The following is a 19259-nucleotide window of genomic DNA, read 5'->3' on the forward strand; positions in this document are numbered from 1 at the left end:
AAAATGGGGAATTCTTCCGCAACCTTTGCCCGGATTTGTCCGTCTCAGATGGTGAGAACTGGAATCCAGTATGTTCCATTCCACCTATTCGAAGGAGGCAGGTCCGTTTGAAAATTATTCTGAAAGCTGGTACGGCAGTGGTCACTTCCGCACTGCTGTTTGGCACGGTTACGCCGGTAATGGCGAGCAAAGCGGTTACGGGGGCGTCCGCATCTGTTGCGAATCCGGTTACGGATCAAGGGAAAGAGCAGATCGACATTTCCCAGGAAGAGGTAAAAATCACCAAGGAGCAGGCCGTCGAGCTGGCTAAAAAATACGTTGCCCTGCCGGAAGGCTTCTCTCTCCAAGGGGCTAATTTAAGCGTATCCCGGGGATTCGGCGGCAAGCCTGCAAAAACCTGGAACTTGAATTTCAGCCACAAAGAAAAGAAAGACTACTATTCCTATTTGTCTTATACTCTGGATGCGGATTCCGGCGCTCTTCTCGGGTACAATTTCAGCAGCAAGAACCCGGACAGCAAGCCCGTTTATCCGCCTAAAACCAGCCTGGATCAAGCTAAAACGATCGCATCCGATTACATAGCGAAATTAAATCCAGATCTGCAAAAACAAGTGAAATACAACGACCTGCGCGAATCTTCACGCAAAACTCCGCTGAATGTCTACGAAGACTACCGGTTTTCTTTCGAAAGAGTGGTGGACGGTGTTCCGTTCCCTCAAAATAACATCTCGGTGGCCGTAGACAGCGAGGGACATCTTACCGATTACCGCGTGTACTGGGATAAAGATGCGACTTTCGATAAAAAAGAAGGAGTCATCACCTCGGAGCAGGCTGACAAAGCATTCCGCACGCAAGCGGAACCGGTGCTTCAATACCTCCTTCCTTACCAGTCGAAGGAGCTCAAACCGGCGCTTTCCTACAGCATGGCGGCGCTTCAGATTGACGCCAAAACAGGCAAGCCGCTGTATGAGAGCAAAGCACCCGTCGCCGTCAAGACACTGACCGAGCAGCCTCAAAGCGGCACAGGAACGGCAGTGACGACGAAGGATGCCGCGCTTAAACGGGCCCAGCAGCTGGTTAAAATCCCGGCGGATGCCAAGCTCGAAGAGGCGAACTACAGCGAATACGAGAACGAATCTACAAAACAGACGGAAGCTAACTGGAATTTCCAGTGGGCGCTCCCGGGTAAAGACGGAGCGAAGGATAACAGAGGTTACGTGTCTCTGGCTATCGACGCCAAAACCGGTGAACTGACGAACTTCTCCAATTATGACTATAGTTCCAGCCGTACGGTCAAGCCGGAGGAAGTTAAAGTTTCCTTTGAAGAAGCCAAAGGGAAGGCGGTTGATTTCGTAAAGAAAACGAACCCTTCCTATACGCATCAGCTTGTGCTGGAAACGACGGAAGCTCCCAAAACGGACAGCAAGATAGTCGGGGTCGACCAGGATAACGCGTATACCTTCCTGTTCTCTCGGTTCATTGACGGGGTCCGGGTAGAGAACGACAATATTCATGTAGGCGTGGATAAACGTACGGGCGATGTTCAGAACAGCTACGTGAATGTAAGCAAGCTGACGTACCCGGCTAAGAAGCCGGCCGTGCTGGATAAAGATAAGGCGAAAGAACTGCTGCTTTCCCAATACCAGCTTCGCCTGGTTTACCAGAGCGTCGGCATCGAAGGCCAAATTCCTCCGGGAATTCCTATTGAGCGCTACAATATTCTTGTCGCTTCCGGCAAATATCCGGCAGACAGCCAAAATCAAAAAAACCAGCTTGTTTACACGCTGGAGAACAAATACGAAAACATCGCTTATTTTCTCGATGCGGAGAGCGGCAAATGGCGCAATCGGAACAACGGCGAAGTGATCTCCCTGGAGCCGGTCAAAGTCGACGATATCGCGGGCCACTGGGCGCAAAACGAGCTGCAGTTGATGCTCGATTACCAGGCCCTCGAAGTGAAAGACGGCAAAGTTAAGCCGGATCAGTCCATTAAGCGCGGGGAGCTTATCAAGATGCTCGTCATCGCAGACAGCGGAGGCGGGTATTATCCGGCTGGAGCGATGGACAGCCGCAAGAACTCGTTCAAAGACGTGGAGAAAAGCAATGCGTATTTCTCTTACGTGGAAACGGCTCTGGACCGCAAATGGATCGACCGGACGTCCGACGAGTTCAATCCGGAGCAGCCGATTACCCGCGAGGAAATGGCTTCGCTGATCGTCCGTGCGCTGAACTACAAGAAGCTGACGGAGTTCGATAACGTCTTTAACCGTAATTTTACGGATGCTTCCGAACTTAAAAACATCGGAAACGCAGCTATTGTGACCGGAATGGGCATCATGAGTGCGGACGGGGGCAAGTTCAGTCCGAAACTTGAGGTGACGCGCGCCCAGGCGGCAACAGCCTTCTACCGGTATTTGCAGAAGCGTTAACCTCCGTTGTACACAACTCCATAAAAAAATTAAGAGACTGCCGGGTTCGGCAGTCTTTTTTTTGGGAAAAAAGGAGAATAGGCAGGAGACCTCCGTAACGGACCGGAATTGAATCGGGCACCATTTGCTCAGGGAGATTCCCTTATTTGAGGAGTCACTGTTTTTACCGCACACATTCAGACGAACAGACAGGAGTGAAAATAGTGAGAGGGATTATCCGGTATTCTCTGAACAATAAGCTGGTTATCTGGCTGCTTACGATTCTTGTGACGGCCGCGGGTATTTACGCCGGTCTCAGCATGAAGCAGGAGACGCTTCCGAATCTGGAAGTGCCTGTCCTTACCGTCACAACGGTATATCCCGGCGCCGCACCGGAAGAAGTGGCCGACCGGATCACGGGCCCTCTCGAGCAGAAGGTCCGGAGCCTGGCCGGTGTAGACGTTGTAAGCTCGACCTCCATGGAAAACGTATCTTCCATAGTGATGGAATATTCGTACAAGAAGGACATGGACAAGGCCGCTTCCGAAGTGAAAGAAGCAGTCGCCGATTTTGTGCTTCCCAGCGGGGCGCAGGAAACGAAAGTATCCAAAATCAACATAAACGCATTTCCCGTCGTATCGCTGAGCGTAGCGGGGGACAAACAGTCGCTCGACGAGCTGACCCGGCAGATCGAGAGCGATCTGCTCCCTGCGCTCGAAGGGGTTCCGGGCGCGGCAAGCGTGGAGATCTCGGGCCAGCACCAGCAGGAAGTCCGCCTGACCTTTGACCGGGACAAGCTGAAAACCTACGGGCTGAGCGAGGATACGGTCAAAGGGATCATTCAGGGGGCGGCTGTCCAAGTCCCCCTGGGCCTCTACGAAGTCGGGCGGACCGAGAAAACCCTCGTCGTCGACGGCAACGTGAAGAGCCTGGACGACCTGCGGAACCTGGAGATTCCGCTCGTTCCCGGCGGAGCCGGTTCGGCGGGCGCAGCAGGCCCGGGAGGCTCCGGCTCAGGAGCGGCAGCCAGGGGCGCCGCAGGGGGAGCACCCGGTGCCCCCGGCGGAGCGGCGTCGGGCGCAGCGCCCGGTGCGGGTTCGGCAGCGACCCCGGGCAGTGCCGCAGGCGCCGGCAGGGCGGGTGGCGCAGTGCCGGCGCCTGCGGGGGCAGCCGGTCTGCCGACCGTGAAGCTTGCCGAGCTGGCGGCAATCGAGCTGGCCGACCGGGCCGACTCGATCTCCCGTACGAACGGCAAGGAGTCCATCGGCATCCAGGTCGTGAAGGCGCCGGACGCGAACACGGTGGACGTCGTGAACGCCGTCAAGGCGAAGGCCGACGAGTTCCGGCAGGCGAACAGCGGCGTGGAGACCGTGATCATGCTCGACCAGGGCAAGCCGATCGAGGATTCGGTCAACACGATGCTGAGCAAGGCCGTATTCGGCGCTTTGTTCGCCGTACTGATCATCATGCTGTTCCTGCGCAACTGGCGGACGACGCTGATTTCCATCGTCTCGATTCCGCTGTCGCTGCTCATCGGCATTCTGCTGCTGCAGCAGATGGACATCACGCTGAACATCATGACGCTGGGAGCGATGACAGTCGCCATCGGCCGCGTGGTGGACGACTCGATTGTCGTCATCGAGAACATCTACCGGCGGATGTCCAGTCCGTCCGAGCCTCTGCGGGGCAAAGCCCTTATCCGCGAAGCGACGCGGGAGATGTTTATGCCCATCCTCTCGTCGACCATCGTGACGATTGCGGTCTTTCTCCCGCTCGGCTTCGTGAGCGGTCCCGTCGGGCAGCTGTTCCTGCCCTTCGCCCTGACGATGGTATTCGCGCTGCTTGCCTCGCTGCTCGTCGCGATCACCATCGTGCCGATGCTCGGGCATTCCATGTTCCGCCGCAGGCTGGAGCGCATGGGCCCGGCTCCGGCTCCCGCCTATGCGGAAGGAGGCTCACCCGCTGCCCTTCCGTTTGGCACGGACCCGGCCGGATCGGTCCGGGTACCCGCCCGCGGCAAAGGCCAAAACCGGCGCGGCCATGACGAAACCGGCCGTCTGGGGCGTTTTTACAGGCGGGTCCTGGACAGGACGTTGAATCATAAACTTATCGCTTTCGGCACGGCTATTCTCCTTCTGGCGGGCAGCCTTCTGCTGGCTACAAGGGTCGGCGTCAGTTTTCTTCCGGAGGAAGAGCAGAAATACGCGATGGTGACGTACACCCCTTCTCCGGGCGAGACGCTGGACGATGTAAAGCGGAAGGCGCTGGAAGCGGAGAAATATGTACTTGGACGCAGCGGGGTCCGAAATCTGCAGTACTCCGTGGGCGGCCAGAATCCGATGTCGCCCGGGCCGTCCAAGTCCGCGCTTTTTTATGTGGAATACAATCCCGGATTTGCCGATTTCACGGCTGAGAAGAAGAGGCTGGTTCAAGGGTTGACGGACACCGTTCAAGGAAGCTGGAAGCCGATGGATATGGGCGGCGGCATAGGGGGCAGCAAGCTGAGTCTCTACGTATACGGAGAGAAGCTCGACGAGATCCGAACCGCTGCGGATAAGATTCAGGCTCTGATGAAGAATCGGCCGGAATTCGATAAGGTAGCCTCCAGCCTGTCTGAATCGTACGGCCAGTATACGATTGTCGCGGACCCGGCCAAGCTCAGCAAGCTCGGTTTGACGGCCGGTCAGATCGCCATGGCTTTCAGCCGGGATCGCGAGCGTCCCGTTCTGACCAAAGTTGGCGTCGAGGGCAAAGAGGTCGAGGTTTACGTACAAGCCGACAAAAAAACGTACGCGGATCTTTCCGCGATCGAAAACAGCACCATCACGTCCCCGCTTGGTATGGAGGTCCCTCTTAAGGACGTGGCCAAGGTAGAGGAGGGCCAGTCGCCCAATGCGGTTACCCACCGGGACACGAAGCTGTACGCCGAGGTATCGGCAGATATTACGTCCAAGGATGTGGGTGCGGCCTCCACAGGACTGAAGAGCGAGATCGACAAGCTCGGCCTCCCTTCGTCCGTACGGGTCGATTTCGGAGGTGTAACGGAACAGATCAATGAGACCTTCTCTCAGCTCGGTCTCGCCATGATCGCGGCCGTCGCGATTGTATATCTGGTGCTCGTAATGTTCTTCGGAGGAGCGCTGACTCCGTTTGCGATCCTGTTTTCGCTGCCTTTCACGATCATCGGCGCCATTGTGGCCCTTCTTGTGACAGGGGAGACCTTGAGCGTGTCGGCCATGATGGGGGCGCTCATGCTGATCGGCATTGTCGTCACGAATGCCATCGTCCTGCTGGACAGGGTGATTCATAACGAAAAAGCCGGCATGAGAACGCGCGAGGCGCTCCTCGAAGCGGCCGCCACCCGTCTGCGGCCTATTCTGATGACGGCTCTCGCTACCGTCGGCGCGCTTCTGCCGCTGGCTTTCGGATTCGAAAGCGGCGGTCTGATCTCCAAGGGACTCGCCGTTACCGTGATCGGCGGGCTGATCTCTTCGACGCTGCTGACGCTCATCATCGTACCCGTCGTGTACGAATTTCTGGCGAAATTCCGGCGCAGACGCCCGGCTTCCGAACTGGAGGACTAACGCTCAGGCTTAAGCTTCCGCAGGCAGGCAGTCATCACTTTCCGAAAAAAGAAACCCTGTTCCCGGCCCGTTAAGCGGGGGAACGGGGTTCTTATATTTTTCGGCGGAGACAAGCGCTAAAAGCCCGACTTGTGCTACAATAATCGGAATACCATTACCACACCGGAAAGGAAGTCCTGTCGTGAGCAATCCGAGCACTGTCACAGTTGAAGAAATCATACGCGCCAACCATGCGCTAAGCCGGGTGATTGAGCCTTCGCCGCTTCAGCGCAGCGAGCTTCTGTCCAGGCAGTACGACTGCAATATTTATTTGAAAAGGGAGGACCTTCAGGTCGTCCGATCTTTTAAAATACGGGGTGCCTACAACGTCATTCAAAGTTTGACGGAGGAGGAACGGAGCCGGGGCGTCGTATGCGCCAGCGCAGGCAATCATGCCCAGGGAGTCGCCTATTCCTGCAACCATCTGGGGATCGAGGGCAAGATCTTTATGCCGACCACTACCCCGCGCCAGAAAATCTCGCAGGTCAAAATGTTCGGAGGCCCCTACGTGGAAGTGGTCCTGATCGGCGATACTTTCGACGATTCGTCCACCCAGGCCCGTATTTACTGCGAACGTGAGAATAAAGTCTTCATCCACCCGTTTGACGATGCTCGGACGATTGCCGGGCAGGGAACGGTCGGCCTGGAAGTGCTGAATCAGATGCCGGTGTCTCCTGACTTCATCTTCACCTCCATCGGAGGCGGAGGACTTTCGGCAGGAGTCGGCGCTTACGTCAAGGCAGTCTCCCCGGAAACCGCCGTGATCGGCGTGGAGCCGGAAGGAGCGGCTGGTATGCAGCGCTCCATGGAAGCGGGCCGGGTCGTGACTCTGGAGACGGTGGACAAGTTCGTCGACGGAGCGGCGGTCAAGCAGGTCGGTGAGATGACGTTCGAGATCTGCCGGCACGTGCTGGATGACATCGTGCTGGTGCCGGAGGGCAAGGAATGCACGACGATTCTGGATCTGTACAACAATAATGCCATTGTCATCGAACCGGCCGGAGCCCTCCCCGTAGCGGCGCTGGACGCTTACCGCAGCCAAATTGCGGGTAAAAACGTAGTATGTGTGATCAGCGGAGGCAACAACGATATCGACCGGATGCAGGAGATCAAGGAGCGGTCTCTCATTTATGAAGGCCTCAAGCATTACTTCCTGGTCAACTTTCCCCAGAGGGCCGGAGCGCTCCGCGAGTTTCTGGAAGAAGTGCTGGGACCGACCGACGACATCACGCGTTTTGAGTATATGAAAAAAACGAACCGGGACAATGCGCCCGCCCTGGTCGGCATCGAGCTGAAAAACAAAGACGATTACGAAGGCCTCATCTCGAGATTATCCAAAAAAGATATCAATTATGTCGAAATTAATAACGACCCTACCCTGTTTAATCTGCTGATTTGACCGCTGAAAAGAGCCGTCCCCCATGGGGTGCGGGACTCTTTTGCCGCCTGGCTTGGCAGCGTTTTCTCAGTGACAAAAAAAATTAATTAACCATAGTATATTTAGTTGTGGATTTTGGATTACCCAACATGTATAATCGGTTACGCAGTATAATTAAAACCTAGTCCTCTCGACATATTTTTACAATTCGTATCCAATACTATGATGCAGGGATTAGGCTTACAAAAACCAAACAGGGGGTTTTACTTTTATGAAGAATTTTTTCAAGCTGTCGCTGGTCATGATGCTGGCATTCACGCTTGTATTGGCGGGCTGCGGCAAGAAGGCTGACAATGGCGGCGCGGCGCCAAGCGGCAATGCGGCCGGCGGCGAGAAGAAGTCCGATGTGAAAATCGGCATGGTAACAGACGTTGGCGGCGTAAACGACAAGTCCTTCAACCAATCCGCTTGGGAAGCGCTTGAGAAGCTGAAGAAAGATACAGGCATTTCCACAAAGTATCTGCAAAGTAAAGCGGATTCCGACTATGTTCCGAACCTGAACCAGTTTGTACAAGGTAAATACAACCTGACTTGGGGGATCGGCTTCGTTATCGCGGACGCTATGAAAACCGTAGCTCAGCAAAACCCGACGGCTAACTTCGCCATCATCGATAACGTGGTGGAAGCTCCGAACGTTCAGTCCATCACTTTTGCCGAAAACGAAGGTTCCTTCCTGGTCGGCGTAGTAGCGGCGAAAATGACGAAATCCAATAAAATCGGTTTTGTCGGCGGTATGGACATTCCGGTTATCAAACGTTTCGAAGCCGGCTTCAAAGCAGGCGTTGCGGCTGTAAATCCGGACGCTAAAGTCCTGATCAACTACACGGGCGCATTCGATAAGCCTGACCTTGGCAAAGCGGCAGCCGCCACTATGTACAACGACGGCGCGGACATCATTTTCCACTCCTCCGGAGCAACAGGAAACGGTGTATTCAACGAAGCGAACGACCGCATCAAGCAAGGCAAAAAAGTATGGGTTATCGGCGTTGACAAAGACCAATCCCTGGAATTCGGTGATCAAGTAACTCTGACTTCCATGGTTAAAGGCGTTGAAGAAGCGGTAACGAAGTACTCCAAAATGGTCGTTGACGGCAACTTCAAACCGGGCGCTCCTGTAACGCTGGGTCTGAAAGACAACGGCGTAGGCCTTGCTTCCACTTCCAGCAAGAACGTTCCTGCGGATGTGCTGAAGCTTGCTGACGAATATAAAGAGAAAATCATCAAAGGCGAAATCAAAGTACCTGAGCAATAAGATTTCGTTAAGCTGCACCCTTTTCACCATGTACCATGACGCATGTTTATGTACGTTTTTATGATGGAGCATACAACAAGGCTGGTTGCATAACTGGCCTTGTTCTTACTTTCCAGACCTTCTACCAATAACCTTAGTAAGGGTGATTTCATGAGTGCAGCGACCCCTGTCGTTGAGTTGAAGCAAATCACAAAGCGTTTTCCCGGAATTGTCGCAAACGATTCCATCTCTCTTAAGCTGCAAAAAGGGGAGATTCACGCCCTCCTCGGAGAGAACGGCGCGGGTAAATCGACCTTGATGAATATTGTTTTTGGCTTGTACCAGCCGGATGAAGGCGGTATCGAAGTCAATGGCCAGCCGGTTCTGATCGACAGCCCCAATAAGGCGATCGAGCTGGGAATCGGGATGGTGCATCAGCATTTTAAACTGGTTCAGCCGTTTACCGTCACAGAGAACATCATCTTGGGGATGGAACCGAAGAAAGGCATGAACATTGATTACAAATCCGCATCCGAGCAGGTCAAAAAGCTTTCCGAGCAGTACGGCCTTCAAGTAAACCCCCATGCTAAAATACAGGATATTTCCGTCGGCATGCAGCAGCGTGTCGAAATCGTGAAGACGCTTTATCGTGGTGCTGACATCCTTATTTTCGATGAACCGACAGCGGTTCTGACTCCCCAGGAAATCACTGAGCTGATGGATATCATGAAACGTCTCGTTGCCGAAGGCAAGTCTATCATCCTCATTACGCATAAGCTCAAGGAAATTATGCAAATTTCCGACACGGTTACGATCATCCGCAGAGGTAAAGTGATTGATACCGTCAAAACGTCCGAGACGACGACCCGCGAACTGGCCGAGAAAATGGTAGGACGCAGCGTCTCCTTCAAAGTCGACAAGAAGCCGGCGCAGCCGAAAGGCCCTGTTCTTCAGGTCCGTGACGTCAAGGCGAAATCGCATGACGGGCTGCCGGTTCTGAACGGATTGTCCTTCGACGTGAAAGCCGGGGAAATCCTCGGAATCGCCGGTGTGGACGGCAACGGACAGAGCGAGCTGATCGAAGCGCTGACCGGTCTGCGCAAAGTGGACGGTGGATCGATCAAGCTGCTGGATAAAGAAATCGTCAACCGGTCGCCGCGTCATATTTCGGAAGCGGGCGTGTCCCATATTCCGGAAGACCGGCATAAACACGGGCTAGTTCTTGATTTTTCCATGAGTGAGAACATGGTGCTCCAGACGTACCATCGTCCCGCTTTTAACCGCGGCGGTTTCCTGAATTACGAGGCGATCGATAAACAAGCCGAACGGCTCATCGAAGCGTTCGACGTCCGTACGCCGAGCATTCATACGAAAGCGCGTTCTCTCTCCGGGGGGAACCAGCAGAAGGCGATTATCGCCCGGGAGATCGACCGTAATCCGGATCTGCTTATCGCGGCGCAGCCGACCCGCGGACTCGATGTAGGCGCTATCGAATTCGTGCACAAGCAGCTCATCGCCCAGCGCGACCAGGGTAAAGCGGTACTGCTTATCTCCTTCGAGCTGGATGAGATTTTGAACGTATCGGACCGGATTGCGGTCATTTACGAAGGGGAAATAGTCGGGGAAGTCCTGCCGGAAGAAACGAACGATCAGGAACTTGGTCTGATGATGGCCGGCAGCATGAAGCGGGAAGGTGTGACCCATGAATAAAGTAATGAAGTTTTTTATGCGGGATTCCGCTGTCATTCCTCTCGCGGCTATCGTGCTCGGGTTTGTATTCGGTGCCATCGTTATGCTGGCGGGCGGGTACAATCCCATAACCGCATACTCCTCGCTGTTTTCGCGGGTGTTCGGGAATATGTACGATTTCGGCGAGACGATCCGCGAGATTACCCCGCTCATTTTGACGGGACTTGCGGTCGCTTTCGCTTTCCGCGCGGGTCTGTTTAACATCGGCGGAGAGGGCCAGTTTATCGTCGGGATGACAGGCGCTTCCTTCGTCGGCATCAAGCTGGGCGGACTGCCCGCAATCATTCACGCGCCGCTTGCGATTATCGTAGGCGCCGTTCTCGGCGGCCTTTGGGCAGCTATTGCGGGCTATCTGAAAGCAAAGCGGGGCGTAAACGAAGTTATCACCACGATCATGCTCAACTGGATCGCTCTTTATTTGGCGAACTACACGGTCAACCATTTCCTGCTCCTGAAAGGGCAGCAGCGTTCCGTTGACATTGAGCCGACGGCTTCGGTCAGCTTAGGCTGGCTGTCCGCTATGTTTGATAACGCCCGTCTGCACTGGGGAACGCTTTTTGCCATCCTTGCCGCCGTATTCTTCTACTTCTTCCTGTGGAAGACGAAGCAGGGGTACGAGCTCCGTGCCGTAGGCCACAACACGAATGCCGCTGAATATGCGGGGATGAATGTGAACAAGAACATCATCAAAGCCATGTTTATCAGCGGAATGTTTGCCGGTCTGGCCGGCGTGTTCGAGGTGCTGGGCGTGTTCCACTACCAGACCGTTATGCCGGCGTCGCCGGGTTACGGATTCGACGGGATCGCGGTTGCCCTTCTGGGACTGACGAATCCGTTCGGCGTACTTCTTGCCGCTTCTCTGTTCGGTATCTTGACTTACGGATCCGCGGGAATGAGCTTTGGCGCCGATGTGCCGCCGGAGTTGATCCGGATCGTTATCGGTTCGATCATTTTCTTCGTAGCCGCACAAGGCATCGTGCGCTGGGTGATTGCCCCTCTCTATTTCAAGCGTAAGAAAGAGAAGGTGGTCTAGATGAGTTTGGATATTTTGGGTCAGCTGATCAATACAACGCTGGTATTTTCCACGGCGCTCATTTTTGCGGCCCTTGGCGGTATTTTCTCGGAGCGTTCCGGGGTCACCAACATCGGACTGGAAGGCCTGATGGTATCCGGCGCGTTCGCCGCGGCGGTCAGTACGTTTTACGCACAGGAAGCCGGTATGGGAAGCATGTCTCCGTGGATCGGACTTCTGGCGGCGCTTGTATTCGGGGTTCTGTTTTCGCTTATCCATGCCGTTGCGACCATCACGTTCAAATCGGACCAGGTCATCAGCGGTGTGGTCATCAACTTCCTGGCGGCGGGCGTAACGGTCTACCTCGTCAAGCTCCTCTTCGAGGGTGCCGGACAAACGGAAACGCTGACGGAAGTATTCAGCAAATGGGCGATCCCGGGTCTCTCGCAAATCCCGGTACTCGGTTACGGTATTTTCACGGCCTACCCGACCACCTATATCGCGCTGATTCTTGTGGCCGTATCCTATTATGTGTTGTTCAAAACGCCGTTCGGTCTGCGTCTCCGTTCCGTCGGGGAGCACCCGAGTGCGGCTGACACCGTCGGTGTCAACGTCCGTCGCATGCGTTATATCGGCGTTATGCTGAGCGGCGCTTTCGCCGGACTGGGTGGAGCGACGATCGCCCTGACGACGACAAGCAACTTCTCGCATAACACCATCTCGGGACAGGGCTACATTGCCCTGGCGGCCATGATCTTCGGTAAATGGCACCCGGTAGGAGCGCTCGGAGCGGCCGTCTTCTTCGGTCTTTCCCAGGCGATCCGGAACTATGTGCAATTGTTCGAATGGTCGCAGAGCATCCCGCAGGAGTTTATCTTTATGCTCCCGTATGTCTTGACCATTCTGGTGCTTGCGGGTGCGGTCGGCCGTGCTTATCCGCCTGCCGCCCTCGGCGAGCCTTACGATCCGGGCAAGCGTTAAGCCGCACGGGATCAACGACGCAAAAAGCTGCTTTCCTTTTAAAGGAAAGCAGCTTTTTTAGTTTCCTGCGGGTAAGAGCAGCAGGAGCAGTTGTGCTCAGTTAACTTGGCTGGGCTAATGGGGAAGAGGTCCCCGTTTTACGTATTTTTGTCTTCGCCGCTAAGTATACTTTCTCGTAAAACAGGGTCTGGTTTCAGTGGTCCCAACAGTTGGCCTGCCCTGCGCAGCAGCAGAATAATAGAGATCCCCGACAAAAATCCGATTATACCTAATGCAATCAGGAGATATTGCCAGGCTTCCGGCATATTTAATGCCAGAGGACTTAGTATAAGCGTGGCGCCTGTAACCGCTAAAAAGACGGACCTGCGGATATGGGCGCTTTGTGCCAGCTCGGGAAGGCTGCTGCGGGCAGCGGCAGAAATAATGCCGGTACAAAGATAATAGATGAAGGCGAGCAAAAGCGCCGTGTTGACCAGTCCAAGGGAGAACCAGAAGAAAGAAAATGGTTGGTCTGCAACCGGAGCCCCGCCGAGGTTGATTTCGCTAGGCAGCGATAAAAAAATAAGCGGAATAGCGAACCGGCGCGCTATCCGGAACGCTTGCTCCTGCTTTCCCAGCTCGCCGAGTGCGGAAGCGGCCATCCAAAATCCGATGAAATCCGGAAGCAGATCCACGGATTGAATGCGAAAATGAAGGAAAACCAGGGTCAATCCCCACGAGATCCGAAAATATAGGCGGCTCAACTAAGGCAGCTCCCTTCTGGCTTGAACGATCTCTTGGATGTCTGAAGCGCGTAGATCGGACTCAAAGCGTATATGTACGGCCATGTCGTCTTTAAAGCCGTCGGGAGCCTGCGCTTTGAGCCGTACGGCTTCTTCGATCTGATTAAATTCTTTTGTGCCTTTATGTTCCGATGTATCTGTGTTTGCGTCTTCGAAACGGTAAGATAAGCGCACGTAGCTTCCCTTTTTTATGGTTAAAGGAAATGAAATGTTCTCGGCGGGCAGCCCCTCCACCTTATCTCCGGATCGGAGAGAGGTCAAATAACCAGGTTCCTGTTCCAAAGAGAGAGTATCGATATACAAATTCATTCGCGGGGAGCTCTGAACCGGATAAGGGTTTTCAATCCCTGTCAGTATCAGATCTTCCTTGGTCGCCGCAAGAGCATACCCGGCGTTCTGATTTGATGAGCCGCCGCTTGAAAAATCGAACAAGGAGCGTTTGTCGGGATTTTCACCTGTTGGCGTGAGGGTAACGTGACCGATATCCAACATTCGCGAGCTTCCGTTACTCAGCCAGGCGCGAACCTGCTTGATTTGCAAAGGGGCCGCAGACGGGTCTGTTTCCTGGACCTGCTGTTCTAGAGCGATCAGAACTGATTGATAATTTTGATAAGTATACCGGTTTTTATTTAGAAAATTGATGGAAGCATGGGGCAGTTCCGGAACCTCTACGTTTACAATGTGAAGACCTCTGTGATTCTCCAGATAGGAGAGTTTAAAGCTGGTTCCCCGTTCAAGGGGGAGATCAATAAAATGCGAAAGAAAAACAGGCTCCGGCAGCTGATTTTTTTCGTAAACCCATAGGTTTCCGGCCCAGCTGACCAAAGCCAGAAGAAAGACGATCACCAACGGACTTTTTTTCACCTAGCGGCCTCCATTCCGGCAGTTTCTCTATTCCTCACTTCTATTAGAGGATCAGCCCAAACTAAACATGACATAACCGAAGCAAGCGGCATTCAAAAGAAACGTTATTCCCGCTCCTATAAGAATCCCCTGAACGACGGCTGTCCGTTTGCCGAAAATAAGGAGAAGCGGCAACACATAGATCATTTGAACGATGCCGATCCCCAGGTACATCGGAATGGCAAAGAGCCATAAGAGATGGCCGAGCGCCACCCAGCCGATTCCTTTCCACACATCGAGTCCTTTCCACGGACGACGGGGCCGGTCGGACCCGCCATGTTCATGAGAAGGTGGAGAGGAAGTTGGTTCGAAGCCAGTATCCGCTGCGCGATCCCCAGGTTCGGAATTCGTTGTTGATTCCGTTTCTTTTTCCGTTCCGGATTTGGGCGAAGTTCCCGCCTCCGATGGCGTACCGTTCTTGGCCGGATCGTTTTTATAATCGCTCATGCGAGCCCTCCTGTCTCCGCGCGCAGCTCCTCCAACAGTGCTTCACGGCCGTCACGGTAAAATAAATTATACGTATCGAAGGGAATGATTCTTCCATCGGGATGGGCGATATGCACACATGATTTTTTTACGGAACGGACATCGAAATTGTAAGGGTCCAGGAACTGCATAATCAGCACGCGGAACACATTGTCATACCCGATATGCTCCGGTACGGCGACGGATGGCAGGCAGCAGAGCAGATTTTTCAGCGAAAGCGCCGACGACTCGGGAGAATGGGCGGTCGAGAAAAGGTCGAAGACTTGATCCTTTAACGTCTGATCCTGCTCGAATACGATCGTATTGCGCCCGCCTTCCAGCAAAATTTGAGGGTCGATCATCCCGGTTAGCGGTATGGCCTGTCCTCCCAGCTTCAAAGCATAACCCATCGCTAAGCAATCCGGGTGACAAGGAACCGGTATAATATCTTCCGGCTGAAAAATACCGGATTGTTCGATAATCATCCGGCGCACTTCGCTGAGTGTCAGCCGGTCTTTGGCCGGATCGAACGCCTCGGTGCGGCCGGCCACTTGAACCGGCTGGAACGTTACGCCCCGGACCGCGCGCTGCTGTAACCCGTAACGGATAATATCGCCGACCTCGGAGTCGTTGAGTCCTTTTTTCAGAGTGACTACGAGGGTGGTCGAGATATTAAATTCATTGAGATGTTCGATCGCACGCCGGCGCACATCACGCAGATCTACCCCGCGGAGTTCGCGGAGAGCCTCTTCCTCAAAGCTGTCAAACTGGAGGTACAGCTCGAATCCCGGCATATACTGGGCCAGCTTCCGCACGAACTCCCGGTCCTGGGCGATTCTCAGTCCGTTGGTGTTTACCATAAGGTGTTTAATGGGTTTCGTTTTGGCCAGATCGAGAATTTCGAAAAATTGGGGATGGATCGTCGGTTCGCCGCCGCTAATCTGCACGATATCCGGTTCTTCTTCGTTGCGTACGATAGCGTTAAGCATGGTTTCGATCTGTTCCAGAGAACGCCAAGTCTCCCGTTTCGGAGAAGATTCGGCGTAGCAGATCGGACACTGCAAGTTGCATTTGTCCGTAATTTCAAGGAGCGTCAGGCAGCTGTGCTGTTCATGATCCGGGCAAAGCCCGCAATCGTACGGACATCCGTAACGGATCGGAGTGTTCCAGTGCTGGGGCATTTCAGCGGGTTTCAAAAATTCGCGGCACCGTTTGTAATACTCCGCGTCATCCGAGATCAGAACCTTTTCCCGGCCGTGCCGGCCGCAGTATTTAAGCAGATAAACGTTCTCATCTTCAATAATGACCTTCGCCTCCACTTTACGGAGACACTGGGAGCATATGCTGTTGGTGAGTTCGTAGAACAAATAAGGACGGTTTTTGGTAGGCATGGAAGTCAGGTTCCTTTCCCGATTAAGGTAGGTTTCGCGGAAAGCTTGCGCCACAGAAGCAGGGTGTAATAGATCAGGCCCACTATGCAGGCGAGCTGAATGTTATTCAGTCCGGCATACGGGTGGGGAGTCGGTTTGATAAAATCGATCAGCAGGCGGAAAAGAAGGTAGCCCCCCATGAAAATAATGAACGACATCCCGTCCGGCAGGGGAACGGATCCGTGACTGGCACGGTTTTTCATCGCCAAGATCGTGATGCTCAGAAGAAGCAGGAAGGCGATCTCGTAAAGCTGAGTCGGATGACGGAGAATTCCATCGCCAAAGTCGACACCTGTTACCCAGCCTGTCGGGGTTCCGTAGGTATGATCATCGAGACCGGTCAGAAAGCAGCCGATCCTTCCAATCATCATCCCTGCCAGGAGCGGCAGCGCCATATCATCTCCCGTGGAACGGGTGTGCCTGATTCTTTTTTTGGTCCATTCCACGCCGATTAGCCCTCCCAGGAGCCCTCCGACAATGGTTTTACCTTCCATTAGATACGACACGTCGTTCCAGCGCTGCAGGGTCAAGGCGGGGTCTTCCAGCCAGTAAAGCACCTTCGATCCGGCAGCGGCACCTAGCGTGGCGCCGACGAGGACCCAGAGGGCCTGACTTGCCTGGAGTTTTTCCTTGCTCCGGGTATAGAGATAAAGCCGGAATCCGATAAAATAAGCAAGCGCTTCAAAAACCAAATGGGGATGCAGCCGGATAAAACCGAGGTTAATATAAACTGGAAAAGTCATAGATTCCTCCTCGATAAAGTTAAGGTAAATTATACCACACGAATATTAAGAGAGGGGGTCGGATCGAATCGGGAGCCGATTCTAGCGGGGGCCAACCCGGAACTTCCGCGGAAAGGCCCAATTTCGCACCACTACATACGTATCATATCGCTGCGGTAGTCCGTCGGGGAAAGGCCGTACCATCTCCGGAACTGTTTGGAGAAGTAAAGCGGGTCACGGAATCCCACGGAAAAAGCAATCTGCTCGATCGTCAGCTCCAGCCGCTCCCGCAGAAGCTGCCGGGCTTTATCGACACGGAGCTTGGACAAGAAAGACACCGGCGTCTGACCTGTGTGCTCCTTGAACAGCCGGGACAGGTAAGCCCGGTTGTAGCCGAGCGTCTCCGCCATGGACTCGATCGAGATGTCCTCGGCATACTGCGCGGACAAATAATGCAGCATTTGCTGCACCGTCACTTCCGTGCGGGAATGCGCCTTACCCGGTTCGGGTAAGGGCGGCCGTGCCGCATCGGCATATTCGGCAAGCAGCAGATGAAGATAGCCGAGCGCACGAAGCGAAGCCGTGCCGCTCTTATGCCTCAGCGCGCGCTGCATGCGCCGGAAAAGCGCCGGAACACGGCTGCCCGCATGCGCCGTGTGAATAACCGGCTGCTCCGGCGTGAAGCCGGCCTTGCGCATGTGGGCCGCCGCTTCCGCACCGGTGACGGCGAGCCAGCAGTAGCGCCAAGGATCGGCTTCGTCGGCTTCATAGCCGACGAGATGCTCCGGCGCGATGCAGAAGCTGTCGCCGGGGCTCAGAAGCCGCTCCCGGCCTGCTGCCGTGAACCGCCCTCTTCCGGAGATAACCGTATGGATGAGGAAATAATCGTACACCTTCGGGCCCAGGCGGTGGAGCGGTTTGGTCTGGCTTTCCCCGGAGAAGAGTATATGCAGGGCCGTATCTTCCGGCGGCTCCGGGTTGGACACGACATAGTAAGTGGGTTCTCGCTTCATTGGACTTCGCATCCTCCTGTTTGCGATAATGAGTTAAGGAAAAACGGCTCCGGACAAGCAATTCATTTCTCGTACTCCTTCTGACAAGAAGCTTGCCTTCGCCGGAACTTGTACAGACTCCGCTTTTCCTTTATCCTATCATCTCCTGCGCGCTTTCGACATCACATTTTTCCATATGATCCTTACATCATTCCATAGGACTTCAAATGGTTCGCGCTTATACTGGAGGTAGAAGAACGAAACAAGAATCCGTTAACAATTCAAGAATAGTATGACTCTACTTAAAGGCGGTGCCGAGATGGCTGATCTTAATCTCCTTAAAACACAATTTACCGAACTGTACGGAGGTGCTGAGAAGGATATCACAGTTTTCCATGCTCCCGGCCGTGTTAATCTGATAGGCGAACATACCGATTACAACGGGGGCTATGTTTTTCCGGCTGCCCTGACTTTCGGCACTACCCTTCTTTTGCGCAAAAATAAGGAAGGCCTGCTTCGCATGGCTTCCACTAATTTCACCCATAAAGGATCTTGTTCCCTGGACGATGTCGTTTACCGGGAAGAAGACGACTGGATGAACTACCCGAAGGGCGTCGTCGCCCAGCTTCAGCAGAAAGGCCAAGGTCCCCGGTCCGGCTACGATATGCTGTATCACGGTGAAATTCCGAACGGGGCGGGGCTTTCGTCCTCAGCTTCTATTGAGGTGGTCACAGGGTACGGATTGCTGGAAGCGGAGGGATATCCGGCAGACCGGGTGGAACTGGCGCTGCTTGCCCAAAAAGCGGAAAACGAGTTTATGGGCGTAAATTGCGGCATCATGGACCAGTTTGCCGTTGCCAACGGACGCAAAGATCATGCGATTCTGCTCATGTGCGATACCTTGGAGTATGAACTCGTGCCTTTTCAAAGCGGAAGCTACAAGCTTGTGATCGGCAATACGAACAAGCGCCGCGGACTCGTAGATTCGGCATACAACGAACGAAGAAGCCAGTGCGAGCAGGCCGTGCGGGACCTGCAAACCCGCTTTCCGGACTTGACGCTTCTGGGCCAAATCAGTCTGGAGCAGTTCGAGGCGAACAAAGATGCCATTAAGGATGACATCGTCCGGCGCAGAGCGCAGCATGTTGTGGAGGAAATCGACCGCGTGCTGAAATCCATAGATGTGCTGAAAGCCAATGATCTGGAAGCCTTCGGACGGCTGATGACCGGATCTCACGAATCTTTGCGCGATCTTTACGAAGTTACGTGCCGGGAACTCGATGTGATGGTGGAAGCCGCACTGTCCGTGCCGGGCGTCCTCGGATCACGGATGACGGGAGCCGGATTCGGCGGCTGTACCGTCTCTCTCGTGCATGAGGACAGCATTGAGGCATTTCGTGAGAAGGTCGGATCGAGCTACAAAGAACAAACGGGACTCACGGCGGATTTCTACGTTTGCAGCATTGGGGACGGCGTGAGCAGCGTACAAGACTAGGCAGCGGCGGGAAAACAATTATCGGGAG

At 54.3% G+C, this 19259-nt stretch carries 14 protein-coding genes; 8 read left to right on the top strand and 6 right to left on the bottom strand.

What is annotated here, in order from left to right; translation table 11 throughout:
- Positions 1 to 107 precede the first annotated feature (107 nt).
- The 7 genes from AC2TF6_RS01940 (at position 108) to AC2TF6_RS01970 (ending at position 12442) form a co-directional block, all read left to right on the top strand.
- Positions 108 to 2429 carry a YcdB/YcdC domain-containing protein gene (locus AC2TF6_RS01940; protein WP_491309751.1) on the top strand — a complete coding sequence of 774 codons (2322 nt, stop codon included), beginning with the start codon at positions 108 to 110 and terminating at the stop codon, positions 2427 to 2429.
- A gap of 203 nt (positions 2430 to 2632) precedes the next feature.
- Entirely contained in the window at positions 2633 to 5992 is a 3360-nt protein-coding gene (locus AC2TF6_RS01945; protein WP_491309752.1) for an efflux RND transporter permease subunit, read from the top strand.
- Between the two features lie 181 nt (positions 5993 to 6173).
- Positions 6174 to 7430 carry a threonine ammonia-lyase IlvA gene (ilvA, locus tag AC2TF6_RS01950; protein ID WP_491309753.1) on the top strand — a complete coding sequence of 419 codons (1257 nt, stop codon included), beginning with the start codon at positions 6174 to 6176 and terminating at the stop codon, positions 7428 to 7430.
- Positions 7431 to 7680: 250 nt separating this feature from the next.
- Entirely contained in the window at positions 7681 to 8721 is a 1041-nt protein-coding gene (locus tag AC2TF6_RS01955; RefSeq protein WP_009675828.1) for a BMP family lipoprotein, read from the top strand.
- A gap of 150 nt (positions 8722 to 8871) precedes the next feature.
- The gene (locus AC2TF6_RS01960; RefSeq protein ID WP_491309754.1) at positions 8872 to 10410 is read left to right on the top strand and encodes an ABC transporter ATP-binding protein; all 1539 of its coding nucleotides are present in this window, start codon (positions 8872 to 8874) and stop codon (positions 10408 to 10410) included.
- Positions 10403 to 11482, top strand: a complete 1080-nt coding sequence (locus tag AC2TF6_RS01965) for an ABC transporter permease (RefSeq protein WP_491309755.1) — start codon at positions 10403 to 10405, stop codon at positions 11480 to 11482. The genes AC2TF6_RS01960 and AC2TF6_RS01965 overlap by 8 nt, the downstream gene beginning before the upstream one ends.
- A complete protein-coding gene (locus tag AC2TF6_RS01970; protein ID WP_009675785.1) occupies positions 11483 to 12442 on the top strand; it encodes an ABC transporter permease in 960 nt (319 codons plus the stop codon).
- 137 nt (positions 12443 to 12579) lie between these two features.
- Here the strand turns inward: AC2TF6_RS01970 and AC2TF6_RS01975 are convergent, their stop codons facing one another.
- The 6 genes from AC2TF6_RS01975 to AC2TF6_RS02000 all read right to left on the bottom strand — a co-directional run bounded on the left by AC2TF6_RS01975 (position 12580) and on the right by AC2TF6_RS02000 (position 17757).
- Complete coding sequence (locus tag AC2TF6_RS01975; RefSeq protein WP_491309756.1) at positions 12580 to 13185, bottom strand: hypothetical protein; 606 nt, start codon at positions 13183 to 13185, stop codon at positions 12580 to 12582.
- Positions 13186 to 14088 carry a hypothetical protein gene (locus AC2TF6_RS01980; protein ID WP_491309757.1) on the bottom strand — a complete coding sequence of 301 codons (903 nt, stop codon included), beginning with the start codon at positions 14086 to 14088 and terminating at the stop codon, positions 13186 to 13188. It lies immediately after the preceding gene.
- Between the two features lie 51 nt (positions 14089 to 14139).
- Complete coding sequence (locus AC2TF6_RS01985) at positions 14140 to 14574, bottom strand: hypothetical protein (RefSeq protein ID WP_491309758.1); 435 nt, start codon at positions 14572 to 14574, stop codon at positions 14140 to 14142.
- Entirely contained in the window at positions 14571 to 15983 is a 1413-nt protein-coding gene (locus AC2TF6_RS01990) for a radical SAM protein (RefSeq protein ID WP_491309759.1), read from the bottom strand. The genes AC2TF6_RS01985 and AC2TF6_RS01990 overlap by 4 nt, the downstream gene beginning before the upstream one ends.
- 5 nt (positions 15984 to 15988) lie before the next feature.
- On the bottom strand, positions 15989 to 16765 hold the full coding sequence (locus tag AC2TF6_RS01995) for a prolipoprotein diacylglyceryl transferase (protein ID WP_491309760.1): 777 nt from the start codon (positions 16763 to 16765) through the stop codon (positions 15989 to 15991).
- Positions 16766 to 16896: 131 nt separating this feature from the next.
- A complete protein-coding gene (locus AC2TF6_RS02000; RefSeq protein WP_491309761.1) occupies positions 16897 to 17757 on the bottom strand; it encodes a helix-turn-helix transcriptional regulator in 861 nt (286 codons plus the stop codon).
- 298 nt (positions 17758 to 18055) lie between these two features.
- Here AC2TF6_RS02000 and AC2TF6_RS02005 point away from each other — a divergent pair, with 298 nt between their 5' ends.
- Positions 18056 to 19231, top strand: a complete 1176-nt coding sequence (locus AC2TF6_RS02005; protein WP_491309762.1) for a galactokinase — start codon at positions 18056 to 18058, stop codon at positions 19229 to 19231.
- The last annotated feature ends 28 nt before the right edge of the window (positions 19232 to 19259 follow it).

Source organism: Paenibacillus sp. JNUCC 35, assembly GCF_058269095.1.